At 47.3% G+C, this 14,467-nt stretch carries 12 protein-coding genes; 4 read left to right on the forward strand and 8 right to left on the reverse strand.

Annotation, left to right across the window (positions count from 1 at the left end; all coding sequences use genetic code 11):
• Window positions 1-3 precede the first annotated feature (3 nt).
• Window positions 4-1,071, forward strand: coding sequence for a TMAO reductase system periplasmic protein TorT (gene torT, locus MMG82_RS03215; RefSeq protein ID WP_047535384.1), 1,068 nt, complete (start codon window positions 4-6; stop codon window positions 1,069-1,071).
• A 28-nt stretch (window positions 1,072-1,099) separates the two neighbouring features.
• Here the strand turns inward: torT and torR are convergent, their stop codons facing one another.
• Entirely contained in the window at window positions 1,100-1,810 is a 711-nt protein-coding gene (gene torR / locus MMG82_RS03220) for a two-component system response regulator TorR (RefSeq protein ID WP_037430273.1), read from the reverse strand.
• Window positions 1,811-1,989: 179 nt separating this feature from the next.
• Between torR and MMG82_RS03225 the strand changes: the two genes are divergently transcribed.
• Window positions 1,990-2,382, forward strand: coding sequence for a PilZ domain-containing protein (locus MMG82_RS03225; RefSeq protein WP_086024078.1), 393 nt, complete (start codon window positions 1,990-1,992; stop codon window positions 2,380-2,382).
• A 95-nt stretch (window positions 2,383-2,477) separates the two neighbouring features.
• On the opposite strand, the gene radA is transcribed toward MMG82_RS03225, so the two are convergent.
• Window positions 2,478-3,842: a DNA repair protein RadA gene (radA, locus tag MMG82_RS03230; protein ID WP_037430274.1), complete on the reverse strand. Its 1,365-nt coding sequence runs from the start codon at window positions 3,840-3,842 to the stop codon at window positions 2,478-2,480.
• Window positions 3,843-3,944: 102 nt separating this feature from the next.
• On the opposite strand from radA, the gene MMG82_RS03235 reads away from it, so the two are divergent.
• Window positions 3,945-6,323, forward strand: a complete 2,379-nt coding sequence (locus MMG82_RS03235) for a PilZ domain-containing protein (RefSeq protein WP_047535380.1) — start codon at window positions 3,945-3,947, stop codon at window positions 6,321-6,323.
• 1 nt (window position 6,324) lies between these two features.
• On the opposite strand, the gene MMG82_RS03240 is transcribed toward MMG82_RS03235, so the two are convergent.
• A complete protein-coding gene (locus MMG82_RS03240) occupies window positions 6,325-7,311 on the reverse strand; it encodes an alpha/beta hydrolase (RefSeq protein ID WP_047535378.1) in 987 nt (328 codons plus the stop codon).
• A 104-nt stretch (window positions 7,312-7,415) separates the two neighbouring features.
• Window positions 7,416-8,408 carry a phosphoserine phosphatase SerB gene (gene serB, locus MMG82_RS03245; RefSeq protein WP_047535375.1) on the reverse strand — a complete coding sequence of 331 codons (993 nt, stop codon included), beginning with the start codon at window positions 8,406-8,408 and terminating at the stop codon, window positions 7,416-7,418.
• 43 nt (window positions 8,409-8,451) lie between these two features.
• Here serB and MMG82_RS03250 point away from each other — a divergent pair, with 43 nt between their 5' ends.
• The gene (locus MMG82_RS03250; protein WP_047535372.1) at window positions 8,452-9,663 is read left to right on the forward strand and encodes an AhpA/YtjB family protein; all 1,212 of its coding nucleotides are present in this window, start codon (window positions 8,452-8,454) and stop codon (window positions 9,661-9,663) included.
• A 168-nt stretch (window positions 9,664-9,831) separates the two neighbouring features.
• Here MMG82_RS03250 and deoD read toward each other — a convergent pair whose 3' ends face one another.
• The 4 genes from deoD to deoC all read right to left on the reverse strand — a co-directional run bounded on the left by deoD (window position 9,832) and on the right by deoC (window position 14,144).
• On the reverse strand, window positions 9,832-10,542 hold the full coding sequence (deoD, locus tag MMG82_RS03255) for a purine-nucleoside phosphorylase (protein WP_011071449.1): 711 nt from the start codon (window positions 10,540-10,542) through the stop codon (window positions 9,832-9,834).
• Window positions 10,543-10,633: 91 nt separating this feature from the next.
• Complete coding sequence (locus MMG82_RS03260; RefSeq protein WP_047535370.1) at window positions 10,634-11,848, reverse strand: phosphopentomutase; 1,215 nt, start codon at window positions 11,846-11,848, stop codon at window positions 10,634-10,636.
• Between the two features lie 9 nt (window positions 11,849-11,857).
• Window positions 11,858-13,189 (reverse strand): thymidine phosphorylase, encoded by a 1,332-nt coding sequence (gene deoA / locus MMG82_RS03265; RefSeq protein ID WP_241406464.1) that lies wholly within the window; start codon window positions 13,187-13,189, stop codon window positions 11,858-11,860.
• Window positions 13,190-13,373: 184 nt separating this feature from the next.
• Window positions 13,374-14,144, reverse strand: coding sequence for a deoxyribose-phosphate aldolase (gene deoC, locus MMG82_RS03270; RefSeq protein ID WP_047535365.1), 771 nt, complete (start codon window positions 14,142-14,144; stop codon window positions 13,374-13,376).
• Between the last annotated feature and the right edge of the window lie 323 nt (window positions 14,145-14,467).

A 14,467-nucleotide genomic window follows, 5' to 3' on the forward strand; every position in this document is an offset into this window, starting at 1 on the left:
ACAATGGGAAAATTTTGGCAAGCTTTGCTCACACTCACCACTTTTGGCCTGTTATGTTTATCGCCTGCCAATGCCAACAGCCAAACTTGGCCATTAGAGCAACGCCATCCCTTTAATGCCAAAATTCAGCAGGCGCAGGCGCTTGATTATCATCCTCTCACTAAAGCCCAACAAGCTTGGCGTCTATGTGTCCTCGTCCCTCACCTGAAGGACGCTTATTGGATTGGCATCGATTATGGCCTAATCCAACATGCCAAATTCCTTGGCGTATCTTTAGATCTGTTCGAAGCGGGCAGCTACTACCATCAGGATAAGCAACTCGAACAGTTACGCACCTGCATGAGCGGTGACTACGACGCAATTTTACTCGGCGCAGTGAGCCCTAATCTGCTCGAACAGTTTTCCGAGCCGCTAACCAAACCCGTGCTCGCCCTAGTGAATAAACTTAATTCAGAGCAAGTGCAGACCCATATCGGCGTTAACTGGTATCAAATGGGGCTCAGCGCGGGCAATTTTATTAAGGCGGATGCCAAAGCGCATACGCCCACCCAGCCGACCACCTTGGCCCTCTTAGCGGGCCCTGAAAACCTCGGTGGCACAGATTTAGTCGAACAAGGCATTCGCCATGCACTCGAGGGCAGCAATGTCAGCATCAGTGCGATTCAGCATGCCGATAACAATCGCAATCTCTACCGCGATCAATTACAGATTCTGCTTAAGGCCCAGCGCCCCGACTATATTCTCGGCAGTGCGGTGGCGATAGAAGCCGCTGTTAGTACCCTCAAACAAAAACAGCTGACGCAAGACATCAAGCTGGTGAGCAGTTACTTCTCCCCCGCGATTCTGCGCGGCTTAAAGCGACAAAAAGTGGTCTACAGCAATGATGACTTGGTCGTGTTACAGGGCAAACTCGCCATCGATGTCACGGTAAAACAACTCGAAGGCGCCGCGCCTTTTGGCGATATAGGTCCTGCTATCGTTGAGCGCACGACCTCACAAAATACCTTATCGGATCTTAGCTTTAGTCTCGCCGAAGCGGATTTTTATCCCTTGTATCAAGTGCGCCCTTGAGCGCTTAACACAAGATCTAAGTTAGAGATCAGTCATCCACCTTAGCGGCAAATAAATACCCCTCACCATGGACAGTGACAAAGAGCTCGGGATTGAGCTTATTACGTAGACGGCGGATAATAACATCTATGGTTCTGTCATTCACATCATGATTGCGATGACTGGTTTGCTGCATTAAGCGCTCGCGAGAAAGTACCTGCTGCGGATGCAAAGCAAAGGCGGTTAATAACTCAAATTCGGCCTTAGTGAGCTTGATAAGCTCCTCCCCTTGCCGCAGCTTACGACTATTTAATTCAAGCTGATAGCCTTCAAAACTTATCAAATCATCGGGCTGTGATAATTCCTGCACCAGCGCCTGTTCGGCTTGTTTTACCAAAGAAATCCGCCAAAGCAGATTTTTTACCCTCACCAATAGTTCCCGCAGTTCGAAGGGCTTAGTCACATAATCATCGGCGCCCATCTCCAGGCCAACGATTTTATCAATCGATTCATCACGGCCAGAGACTAAGATAATCCCCACATGGGAGCGGCTGCGTAACTCGCGGGTTAAACTTAAGCCATCGACCCCAGGCAGGTTAATATCTAACATAATTAAATCGATATGTTGACGATTAAACTCGTACCACATTTGCTCGCCATCGGCAGCCTCAATCACACGATAACCTTCCTTTTCAAAGTATCCCTTCAATCGCGCACGAATAACTGCTTCATCATCGACAACGAGCACACTATAGGCCATGTTCAACTTCTCTTATTTTGCTTAACTGAATTATTCATACTTTTTCATATTTGCATATGAAGGAAAGGTAAAATATGCGATCTACATTACTTTATTGCACAAAAATCTGCCGAGCTTTTACACTCTCCTCAATATGACATATGCTTAGGCATATTGATTGGTGTGGGCGCTAACAAACTATGAAAGATAAAGAATTAGTGATTGATGAAAGACGACATTTTTCACGGATCCTCTTTGCCGCAAGTGCGTCAATACACCAAGGCGAAAAGCAATGGCAAACCTCAATATTGGATCTCAGCCTAAATGGCGCTTTAGTGGAAGAACCCGCAGGATTTAGCCATTCAGATGAGCCGATCATCCTTAACTTTACTCTGCAGGGCTCAGATATTGAGCTGCAAATGGAAACTGAGTTGGTGCATCAACGTAATCACCAACTTGGGCTTAAATGTAACATTATCGATGTCGACAGCATCAGCCACCTCAAACGCATCGTTGAGCTTAACTTAGGCGATGCCTCAATTCTGAACCGTGAATTGGCGCTCTTTGTCGAAAAACATCATTCCGCCGATTAAACACCACGGATAGTGATTGCACGGATAGTGATTGGGTACGGGCTTGACTCCCGAGTAAAAACAAACAGCGCCTAAGGCACTGTTTGTTTTTTAGATTAGATTGCTTCAAGGGCTTCTGATAGTTTGGAAACGCCCACCACTTCCATTCCCACTGGCGGTTTTTTCGGCACGTTCGCTCGAGGCACTATCGCTCGTTTAAAACCATGCTTAGCGGCTTCGACTAAACGTTCTTGCCCATTTGGCACAGGTCGAATTTCGCCAGATAAGCCCACTTCACCAAACACCACTAAATCACTCGGTAAAATATCGCCACGAAAACTCGATACCATAGCCAGTAGCAGGGTTAAGTCGGCACTGGTTTCGGTTACTTTAACCCCGCCGACCACGTTCACAAACACGTCCTGATCTGACATTTGCAAGCCACCGTGGCGATGCATCACCGCAAGCAACATGGCCAAACGGTTTGCATCCATCCCCACTGCCACGCGGCGCGGATTGGACATGGCAGAATTATCCACCAGCACTTGCAGTTCAACCAGTAACGGGCGCGTACCTTCCCACACCACCATGACCAAGGAGCCCGAGGATTCTTCCTCGCCGCGGGAGAGGAAAATTGCGGATGGGTTAGCCACTTCCTTCAAGCCACGTTCCGTCATGGCAAATACGCCCAGCTCGTTGATCGCCCCGAAGCGGTTCTTGTGGGAGCGCAAAGTACGATAACGGCTGTCGCTATCCCCTTCAAACATCACCGAGCAATCGATACAGTGCTCGAGCACTTTTGGCCCGGCGAGGCTGCCATCTTTGGTGACATGACCCACCATAATAACAGCAATGCCATTTTGCTTCGCGAAACGGGTTAGATAGGAGGCTGATTCACGTACCTGCGACACGCTGCCGGGACTCGACGCTACATCGCTCATATGCATAACTTGAATAGAGTCGACAACGATGACTTTTGGTGATTCTTTCAGGGCGACTTCGCAGATCAACTCCACACTGGTTTCGGATAACATCCTCAGTTTATTGGTTGGCAAGCCAAGACGATGGGCCCGCATCGCCACCTGTTGGAGCGATTCTTCCCCAGTAACATAAAGCGCGGGCATTTTCTCGGCTAAATGGCATAGGGTCTGAAGCAGCAAAGTACTCTTACCAGCTCCGGGATGGCCGCCAATCAAAATCGCCGATCCAGGCACAATGCCGCCTCCAAGTACCCGGTCGAGTTCACCAAAGTGGCTCACTATACGTGGCAAAGCATTGAGATCAATTTGGTCTAAGGTTTTGACTTCGCTACTGCCTGCACCAGCGTAACCGGCAAACTGAGTCCCCCGTCCGGGCGAGGCAGCACCTAAGCGCACTTCAGTTATCGTATTCCACTCGTGACAAGCACTGCATTGCCCTTGCCAACGGGGAAAATCCTGTCCACACTCATTGCACACGTACGCGGTTTTATTCTTTGCCATAACTTATTAAAATCTGTATAAAATCAATTTAAGTAACTGTGAATACTGCCGACATTAGACTAACACAGCACGCAAAAAATCAGCATTAGAAAAGACCACTACATGAGTTTAGATAACCATAGTGCACTCATAGAACAACTCAAGCCGCTGCTCATGGAACCTAACTTCCAGGAGATTTTCCAGCAGCTGACTGTCGATGAAAACAATTCCACCCGTTTTTTATTAAAAATGGAGTTGAATCGTTTAGCCTCGCCCTGCACGCGGATTATTGACCTTAGGGATAAGTCAGAGTTGCCCTGTAGTGAAGTCATGCTGGGTCAGCAGCGCCATTTTCTCGACGAGCCAGCTAAACATAGCCTGCAAGAGGCCATGTCCTTATACCGTAACAAATACACTTTAGGCGTATATGAATACGTCATCGCCGCCCATCAACTTCGGCGACAAAAATTACGCCAGGTGACACAACAAAGCGATACCGCCGAACTCGAACCCTTTATGGTGCCAGGCGTTGTGCTCGGCAGTTATTTTAATCGCACTGAAGAGCGAATGAATTACAGTATCCGCATTGCCGTTTCCCAACCAGGCAGACCTGAAATGCCGGGGATCACCGTTGATTTATCCATTGGTGGTGCGCGCATTCGCGCGGCGGCAAATCATCCTTTTGACCTCGATAAACCGCTAAAGGTAAAGCTTCTCGAGCTAAGTGAAGAATATTATTACCCCGATCTACAACTTGGAGTCGATTACCACATTGTTGATAGCCAAACTAATGGTGAATTTATTTGGTTAAGATTGAAGCGTATTGGTGGCACTGATGCGCTAGGCGAAATGCTGGGCAATTTGATTCGAGGCTATAAACTCCGTTATAAACTCGATGTTAATGACGTATTAGTAACCGCATCCGGCCTTGGATTCGAGCGTCATTATCTGCCGCATTTGCCACATTTACCGTTATTTTTGAATCAACAAACCCAATCAATTAGCCATATGCTGCTGAGTCGAGATAATCAGCAGATAGTGCATTATTTTCAAGATGAGAACGATATCAGCCAGTTACCAGCAATGCTGACATCAGCACGGCTTTCTGCGCTACTTAGCTATCCCGAAAATCCTGACTACGGGTTATTTTTTACGTTTACCTACAACGCCCAAGGCTGCTTGTATTTTTATTCGGCGACCTTAGCCGAATTAAAAGCTAAAGGCTTGGTATCATTGTTTTTAGGTTTTGCTTCAACCAAACCAAGCTGGCGTATTTTTAAACTGGTTCCTGATAAAATTTACCATGCTAAAGGCTATCGCCGTGCGACCTTGCCGGGAGATGATGCTAAATACAGCCCGCTGGTGGAGCAACAATTAGCCCAGTTCAGCCATATGCTGCAACTTATCGATCTGACCAACGAGGATGAAAGAGCGACCTATAAAGCTTGGCAGGATGATAGCAATGCCAATGCCCTAAAAGCTTTCGGCCAGCAACGGCTCAGCACCCACCAAATCAAACCGATTGCAATGCAATTTAGTGAGCGGCGGCAGGAAGCACGCTTCGCCTTTAAAACCTTAGTCAATGTCTCGCAGGGTGGCCTAAAAGCAACAGGAATCACCTTAGATATCTCAGGTCGTGGCATGCAGCTCACGCTCGACAATCCCACGACGTTTGTAACCAATAAACCCTTAATGATCAGTTTACCTAAACTGCAAACCATTGCCGGCAAAACTCAACTCGAGAATTTACCCTACCGCTTAGTTCGAACCCGTAAGAATGGCGTCACATTACATTTAGCCGCTGTCATGGGCCATACGCCCCATGTCGGTGTCGAGTTTTTAAACAAATTAATCGCCCACAATAAAGAAAAGCTAGAACAACTCACTGAAAATAATAGTGAAGCAAACGAGCTTGCTGATGGACTTAAAAATATCCTATTACGCGAACTCCATTCTGTGCCCTACTTTGTTGAAAAAACGACTAAATCAGCACAAGTTGCTTGCTTAGGCGTCAGTACTGAACATGATGAAATTAGTGATATTTTTGCCGCAGGTTCTTCAGATACGTTGCAATATAACCTCGCTCCGCTGCTCAAGGATGGCTTTTTTAAACGGGATATTCTCGACCCCATCCGCCAAATGAAACCCCAGCAGGATATGGATTTTATTGAAGTTTTTATTCAACTGACGCGTCAGTCCCGCGGCCGATTCCATTTAAAATGTATACCCTCGATTGAAGTCGGTGATGCTCAAGCTAAAGTCGCATTTATCACCCAAAGTAAATTGGCTGGACGCTTTATGGCACTGCGAATTTATCGAGGTGCCACCGAAAAACCGGATATGGGGTATTTGCGCCGCGAATTGGAATATATCAATATCCATGCAAATCACAGGGCAAAACAACTTGAAGATCAGCTCTGGCGCATTATCGGTGTAGGTGAATTGCTGGATATCACCCAAGAAGTGGAATTAAGATACCCAGTGTTACATAAACAGGCCTAACTTATTCCTCGTCTTTTAATACCGCGAGTTCAAAGCCTAAATACCAATCGCGGATCAGCGGAAAATGGTCACTCATCGCATCCAGATGAGTCAGCATATCCGCATGGCCATAGTCGTGTTTAAAGCCATTCGCCTTTGAGAGCAAAGTGAATTTCACTTGGCGAAAGCCACACTCAGAGACCATATCGGCGACATCTTCAGGATGCCCAAGCACAGTATCGTTTTGCCCCGCTATAAACCAAGCGACGGGCCAGTTGGCTACCTTCGCCGCCTTGGCATAATCAAAACCGTCATCGTGATCGCGCCACTCACCTCGCACCCAATCGATACTTTGATTCAATGACGCCCGGCTCTCGTTATCCATACCGACACGCAGTTTATCGGCGGCGAGATATCCCTGCCCAACCGCTAAACTTGGGGCAAGGCGATTCCAAAACACATCGACCATCAACCATTTTTTGAAAGATTTGACGCAAATAGTGCGTTTACTGCCGAAGGTGAGTAGTGAACGCACACTTTGCTGCAGTTCAGGGTAACGCGCTAAGGCGCTCGCCATCAACACTCCGCCCCAGGAATGGGCGCACCAATGCACACGTGAGGGGGATATTTTCCCCTGTTCCTGACAGGCCTGATTATGAATATTCAAAATAGACTGCTGTACTAATGGCAATTGCTCACGGATCACCTCACCTTGTCCTAAGGTAAAATCTCGACTGATTTTTGGTAAACTTAATCCTCGTCCAGCGGTATCGAGCACATAAACCACAAAACCCGCCTTAGCAAGAAAACATCCCAAACCACGACCGCTCTGGCTGTAAAAAACTCGGCCATTTGACATAGCGCCATGCAACATCAGGATCGGCGGTTTAGAAAAATCAGCAGTAATAGGCAACAACTGGCGCAGGTGTAACTGTCCATCCCGATAAGGAAGATAGAGGGAGGTTTGTGAAAGTGTTTGAGCAGAATGCTCATCTGGAGTTGAAGTCAAAGTCAGTCACTGGTAGTCCATTAATGAACACTAAACTACCAGTTAAGCCTCAAAAAACAAGAGTCATTACTCTAATGTCACCACATAGTCGACTGAGTCACTTATTAAAACTGCAACAGATAAGGCAATACTCTAAGGTCCAAACTACGGATCCGAGCATCTGCTGCGGCGGCAAGTTTGGGTTTGGCATGGAAGGCAATCCCAAAGTCAGCCGCCTGCACCATAGGAATATCGTTAGCACCATCACCTATCGCCACACGTTGCCCCACTGGGATTTGCCATTCTTGGCTACAACGGTTAACCACATCGGCCTTAAACTGGGCATCGACGACTTTTCCGGTGACGGCTCCCGCCAGCTTACCGTCCGTTATGACTAATTCATTGGCAAAGGCCGCATCTAAATTCAGCAGCTGTTTTAAGTGACCAACAAACGGCGTGAAGCCTCCTGAAGCCACAACGAGGCGCCAATGGTGCGACTTAAGCTCGGTCAACATGGCCTCAAGACCCGGCATCAATGGCAAAGTATCACACAAGGTTTGAATAATCTTGGCATCGGCGCCCTGAAGCTGGGCAACCCTTTGGCGCAGACTCTGCTCAAAATCCAACTCGCCCTGCATCGCGCGCTCAGTGATCGCCGCCACTTGCTCGCCGACCCCAGCCATCGCGGCAAGTTCATCGATACATTCAATTTGGATCGCGGTAGAATCCATGTCCATCACCAGTAAACCGGGCTCGCTCAGTTTAGGTAATGGGCCGTGAATTAAATGTAACTCGACCTGAGATGGACAGGTTGCTAACAATTCAGCACTGGGCTCTACAGGAAGCGCTAATTCGACGCAATGCAGTGCCACTTGACGACGAATAGGTGCGATGGAGAGCGTGGTTAATTTGAGACTTTCAGCCAGAGAAACAATCCAAGTCGCAAGAGAGTCCTCAAGACTTAAATCTTCGTAAATCAGACGCATAGCAAATCTGCTTTGGGATGACCGCGTAGACGATTCCTGATAAGCCTCGAAACTGAGCCCCTGATATTCAAAACGAGGTAAAGGGTTAGCTGCTAACCATACAAACAGCGGATTTTGGTTCAAGCTTTCCATAGGACTCGTGTTCTCCAACTATCGGGCTCACGCAGAATCAATTATGATTAGGCAAGCGCTCTCATTATTAAGGGTCAAAGTGTTATATCTTAAAGGGCTAAAGAAAAGCCATAAAATCAGTAGACTGCTCCAAATCGCCATCGCCTTGACCTTGATGGTCGGCTTAGTGCAATTGTGGCAAACAAGCCTACTACAAGGTCAGCTGCTTCTAAAGTCCCAAACGCAAAAGATGGCCAGATTACTAGTGCAGCAAACGGCCTATAGCGCGGCGCCCGCCCTACAATTACAAAATGATGAGCAACTCCAGTGGCTCGCCAGCGCCCTAGTTGAAGATCCTAAGGTGATGTCGGCTGCAATATTTAGCGATCAAGGAATACGCTTAGCCTTTGCTCAAAGCCTGACTAAAGATGCCTTAGATCCCGAATCAGAAGAAATGAGTCTGCTACTGAGCAAATATCCGCCCTATGTTGAACCCGTGACTCAGGATGGCAAGAATTTAGGTTATGTCGAGGTTAGGCTCGATACCAAACTATTTTTTAATGAAATCAAAGAAGCGCATAACCTGAATATGGAGCAGCAACAAATAATGCTGCTGGTTGCTGGCCTAATAGGCATGTTGTTATCCCGCGCTTTATCTTTTAAACGCGCCGATTTTGACCGTCGCCGCACCCGCGCCAAATTGCGTAAAAACCCTAAAAAGAATAAAGCCATAAAAACCCCTGAAGCGGCTGAGGAATCGAAGCCTGCGGGCCATCAAGATGAGCAGTTGGATGAAGTCATCGCGAGTGATACAGAGGCCGCTCAAAAGCCGACAGAAAATAAAGAAACCGAAGAAAATAAACAAACTACAGATACTTTGCCTTTAGGAAAAATCACAGAAAACGCTAAAGTGCCGGATGAAAACAGTAATCAAGCCAGTATTCAGCCTAAAGTGAAGAAGGCCAAAGCCATTACAGAAACAAAAACTGAGTCTGAGCAAATGCCAGAGCAAGTGTCTGATCTGAAAACTGAGTTGAAACCAGAAACAGCACCTGAGATAGGAGCAAAGGATGATTCATCATCCAACACTATGCATCAGTCTAAAACGCAGTCGACGCAAACTGTTGCGTCGGCCACAGAGCCACAAACCTCAGTATTCACCCCGAATAAACCTAAGGTTAAATCGGTCCGCCGCGTGAAGACCAATACCTCGAAATCCTCCGCTGAGAAAGTCCCTGTTCAACCGAGCGATTTAGACACAGACTCAACGGGTTAACTGAAGTGTCTCAGGCCAAACTGAGGCTTCTTTGGTCTGCGCCGCATTACAGGATTTTATCCATCGAACATTTGGCAGGACGGTTTAGCAGGCTAATCTAAAAGACGACAGGGTAATAAAAAGGGTTCGCAATGCGAACCCTTGTCTTATGACTGCATTAGCGACACATTACAGCGTAATTGCAGCGTCTAATGTCATCACGATCATATCGTTGAACGTGGTTTGACGCTCTTCAGAAGTGGTTTTTTCGCCAGTACGGATATGGTCAGATACCGTTACCACACACAATGCACGGGCACCGAATTCATGGGCAACACCGTATAAACCAGCGGCTTCCATCTCTACGCCTAACACGCCCATTTTTTCCATCACGTCAAACATTTGTGGATCAGGAGTGTAGAACAGATCGGCAGAGAAAACGTTACCAACACGGATCTTAGTACCTTTAACTTTGGCAGACTCGATCACGGCATTCATCAGCTCGTAGTTCGCGATAGCTGCGAAATCTTGGCCTTTGAAACGTAAACGGTTAACTTGCGAATCGGTACAAGCACCCATGCCGATGATCACATCGCGCACTTTAACGTCAGTGCTGATCGCGCCACAAGTACCCACGCGGATCAGGTTCTTAACGCCGTAGTCTTTAATTAATTCGGTTGCATAGATTGAGCATGAAGGAATACCCATGCCTGAACCCATAACAGAAATACGTTTACCTTTGTAAGTACCAGTAAAACCTAGCATGTTTCGAACGTCAGTCACTTGCTCAACATTTTCTAAGAATGTTTCAGCGATATATTTTGCACGTAATGGATCGCCTGGAAACAGAACTGTCTCAGCGAATGCGCCCTCTACAGCATTAATGTGTGGTGTTGCCATCGAAATAACCCCTGTTTATTTTATTAAGACTTAAGTCTTTGTTTACTGGCGGCCCAATGCTGGCCGCCAAATCGAGATTTTGCGCGTTTACTTAGATAAACGACTCACCGTACTCCATCGGCTCAAGCTTGAAGTAGCTCGCGATAGATTGGCCGATATCGGCGAAGCTGTTACGGCGACCGAGTGAACCAGCTTTCAGCCCTGCGCCATAGGCCAATACAGGCACATATTCACGGGTATGGTCAGTACCTTGCCACGTTGGGTCGCAACCATGGTCAGCGGTGAGGATTAACAGATCGTCCTCATCCAGCAGCGCGAGCATTTCAGGTAAACGCGAGTCGAAATACTCCAGCCCTTTCGCATAACCTGCTACATCACGGCGGTGACCATAGTGGGAGTCAAAATCAACAAAGTTAGTGAATACAATAGTATTTTCACCCGCTGATTCCACTTCTGCTAACGTCGCATCAAATAGTGCTTCTAAACCGTTTGCCTTGACCTTTTTGGTGATGCCACAGTAAGCGTAAATATCGGCAATCTTGCCCACACTCACCACTTCACCTCCGGCGGCTTTTAACTTATCTAATACTGTCTTCGCTGGCGGCTCGAGGGAGTAATCCTTACGGTTACCAGTACGAGCAAAGTCGCTTGGGCCAGTGCCATCGAATGGACGCGCAATCACGCGGCCAATGTTATAAGGCTCTAACTCTTCACGGGCGATTTCACAAAGACGATATAAGTTCTCTAAACCAAATGTGCCTTCATGACAGGCAATCTGGAATACCGAATCCGCTGAGGTGTAAAAAATCGGCTTGCCAGAACGCATGTGCTCTTCGCCTAATTCTTCCAGAATAGTAGTACCAGAAGCATGGCAGTTACCTAAAAAGCCATCGAGTCCCGCACGGGCCAAAATCTTATCGGTCAGCTCTTTAGGGAATGAGTTTTGGTGCTCGCTAAAATAGCCCCATTCGAATAATACGGGTACTCCCGCCATTTCCCAGTGACCGCTCGGGGTATCTTTACCCGAACTTAATTCCTGAGCGTGGCCATAGGCACCAATCAGCTCAACATTGTCCGCAAAGCCTGGTGCAAACGCCCCAGTACTCTCCATCGCGGCATGGGCTAACCCTAAACGAGCCAAGTTTGGCAGAGCTAATGGGCCTTTACGACCAGTATCCGCTTTACCTTCGGCGCAAGCTTTGGCGATATGGCCAAATGTGTCAGAACCTAGATCCCCAAACTTGGCGGCGTCACCAGCAGCGCCCACGCCAAAGGAATCCAACATCATTATAACTGTACGTTTCATAATTCTTCCTTAAAGATCCGAAGCTCGAATATAAGCATAGATCTCAGGTGTTTTTTCTGGAGCGACTTCATCGATATGAATCGCTTTTTTCACCGCTTCTTCTGCCTGCGCAAAGGCTTCTTCAGATTGCGCGTGGATCACAGCAATCGGCGTAGAAGCATCAATTTTATCGCCAAGGGCACAGACTTGCGTCAAACCAACACTGTAGTCGAGTGCATCACCAGGTTTGCGACGACCACCACCTAAGGTAACCACGGCTAAACCGAGTTCGCGGGTATCCATGCTGTAGGCATAACCGTGGGTATCCGCAAAGACAGGGCGAATAATTTGCGATTGCGGTAAGTACTTACTGTAGTTTTCGACAAAATCGACGGGGCCACCGAGGCCTGAAACCATCTTGCCAAAGATCTCGGCAGCACGGCCATTATCGAGTACACGGTTTAACTTGGCACGGGCATCCGCTTCATCGGTCGCGAGGCCACCAAGGAGTAACATCTCGGCGCAAAGACCCATAGTCACAGCGTACAGACGAGGATTACGGTAAGCACCGGTTAAGAAGTCGATGGCTTCTTTCACTTCAACCGCATTACCCGCACATGAGGCTAATACTTGGTTCATGTCGGTGAGTAAGGCCGTCGTTTTAGTACCTGCGCCATTGGCTACCGCCGCAATGCTGCGAGCAAGCTCTTCAGAGGCTTCGTAAGTTGGCATAAATGCGCCGCTACCGACTTTAACGTCCATCGCCAATGCATCGAGACTACAAGCTAATTTCTTAGAGAGAATAGAGGCGGTAATGAGGGAGATGGATTCGACGGTCGCAGTGTTGTCACGGATGGAGTAGAAACGTTTATCGGCGGGGACCAGATCGCCAGTTTGGCCAATAATCGCCACACCAACGTCTTTAACCACTTTGCGGAACAATTCACTCGAAGGTTCGGTTTGATAACCGGGAATAGCGTCGAACTTATCGAGCGTACCGCCTGTATGTCCGAGTCCGCGACCCGAAATCATCGGCACATAACCACCGCAGGCAGCGGCCATAGGGCCGAGCATAAGACTAATCACATCACCGACACCACCCGTGCTGTGTTTATCGATGACTGGGCCATTAAGACCAAGTGATTGCCAATTGAGTACAGTGCCAGAATCGCGCATTGCCGTAGTCAAAGCGATTCTTTCATCCATATTCATGTCATTAAAATACACAGCCATGCCTAATGCGGCGATCTGACCTTCCGACACTGCATTAGTGGTTATGCCCTTAACGAAGAACTGGATCTCTTCGGCACTTAAGGCTAACCCATTGCGTTTCTTACGTATAATTTCTTGAGCTAGAAACATGATACTGCCTCCAAGCTAAATACTAATACAACATATCCGTTATTTAGCTTTGCAATGAAACATCAAAACTGTAGCAATATTACAATTGCATGCTATCGAAGTTTTGATGTTTCCAACTAGATTTAGGTCACACTTAATTAGTTTCGATATACGATTTTGGTATTAATCGAGATGCAATGTTCGATTAATAGCCTTGAGTCGGCTTAGGCGCATCGGCTAATTCTAATGTGTGTAACAAGCTGTTGAGTAAGCTTGAAGCACCAAATCTAAAGGTACGTGGAGAAACCCAATCCGCACCGAGAATACGCTCAGCCACACCTAAAAACTCTGCTGCTTGAGCAGCATCACGTACGCCGCCAGCAGGCTTAAAGCCTACTTTGGTGTTCTTCTCATTGATCACGGTCAGCATGATTTCAGCCGCTTCAAGGGTCGCGTTGACTGGCACTTTACCGGTAGAAGTCTTAATAAAATCAGCTCCGGCATCGATAGACAGTTCAGAGGCGCGGCGAATAAGTGCAGGATCGGCTAATACACCCGATTCAATAATTACTTTCAACAATACTTCGCCACAGGCTTCTTTACAGGCTTTGACTAACTCATAGCCGACTGTTTCGTTGCCTTCCATCAGCGCGCGGTATGGAAATACCACGTCCACTTCATCGGCGCCATAGGCAACCGCTGCACGGGTTTCTAATACCGCAATTGCGATATCGTCGTTACCGTGTGGGAAGTTGGTTACTGTCGCGATTTGAATGTCTTCGGCGCCCAATTCATCGAGGGTCTTACGTGCGATAGGAATGAAGCGAGGATAGATACAGATGGCAGCAGTATTACCCGCTGGCGTTACCGCTTTGTGACACAGGTCGATCACCTTCTGATCGGTATCGTCATCATTTAAGGTGGTTAAATCCATAAGTTCGATGGCGCGTTGTGCTGCTTTTTTTAAATCAGTCATAATAGCTCTCCAAAAGAAAAAACAAATAAACAGAAATCAGTCGCTTATAAGCAACGCTTAGAGGTGGCATTATTTTGATTATTTTTATATGGCCGGGCCTTCAGGCGATGCCGAGTAACTTGTGTAGGGCAAATTACATATTTATTAGGTATTCAATCTTGCCTATACATCACTAGGCATCCTGACACTTAAATTGACTATAAGTGATCACGACTTGAATCCTTGAAGACCGGAAGAGAGGATACGAATAATGTCTTGTTCCTACTTTTCCGCGAAAAATCCGTTTTAGCGCGAGAAAAACACAAACCTTTATATAAACGCAC

It is taken from the genome of Shewanella sp. MM_2022_3 (genome assembly GCF_022557375.1).
In the GTDB taxonomy this organism is placed as follows: Bacteria; Pseudomonadota; Gammaproteobacteria; order Enterobacterales; family Shewanellaceae; genus Shewanella; species Shewanella xiamenensis.

What these genes read in the sequence shown, in the direction of transcription:
- torT (WP_047535384.1), top strand. Translation starts at nt 4, where the DNA reads ATGGGAAAATTTTGGCAAGCTTTGCTCACACTCACCACTTTTGGCCTG.
- torR (WP_037430273.1), bottom strand. Translation starts at nt 1,810, where the DNA reads ATGGCCTATAGTGTGCTCGTTGTCGATGATGAAGCAGTTATTCGTGCG.
- MMG82_RS03225 (WP_086024078.1), top strand. Translation starts at nt 1,990, where the DNA reads ATGAAAGATAAAGAATTAGTGATTGATGAAAGACGACATTTTTCACGG.
- radA (WP_037430274.1), bottom strand. Translation starts at nt 3,842, where the DNA reads ATGGCAAAGAATAAAACCGCGTACGTGTGCAATGAGTGTGGACAGGAT.
- MMG82_RS03235 (WP_047535380.1), top strand. Translation starts at nt 3,945, where the DNA reads ATGAGTTTAGATAACCATAGTGCACTCATAGAACAACTCAAGCCGCTG.
- serB (WP_047535375.1), bottom strand. Translation starts at nt 8,408, where the DNA reads ATGGAAAGCTTGAACCAAAATCCGCTGTTTGTATGGTTAGCAGCTAAC.
- MMG82_RS03250 (WP_047535372.1), top strand. Translation starts at nt 8,452, where the DNA reads ATGATTAGGCAAGCGCTCTCATTATTAAGGGTCAAAGTGTTATATCTT.
- deoD (WP_011071449.1), bottom strand. Translation starts at nt 10,542, where the DNA reads ATGGCAACACCACACATTAATGCTGTAGAGGGCGCATTCGCTGAGACA.
- MMG82_RS03260 (WP_047535370.1), bottom strand. Translation starts at nt 11,848, where the DNA reads ATGAAACGTACAGTTATAATGATGTTGGATTCCTTTGGCGTGGGCGCT.
- deoA (WP_241406464.1), bottom strand. Translation starts at nt 13,189, where the DNA reads ATGTTTCTAGCTCAAGAAATTATACGTAAGAAACGCAATGGGTTAGCC.
- deoC (WP_047535365.1), bottom strand. Translation starts at nt 14,144, where the DNA reads ATGACTGATTTAAAAAAAGCAGCACAACGCGCCATCGAACTTATGGAT.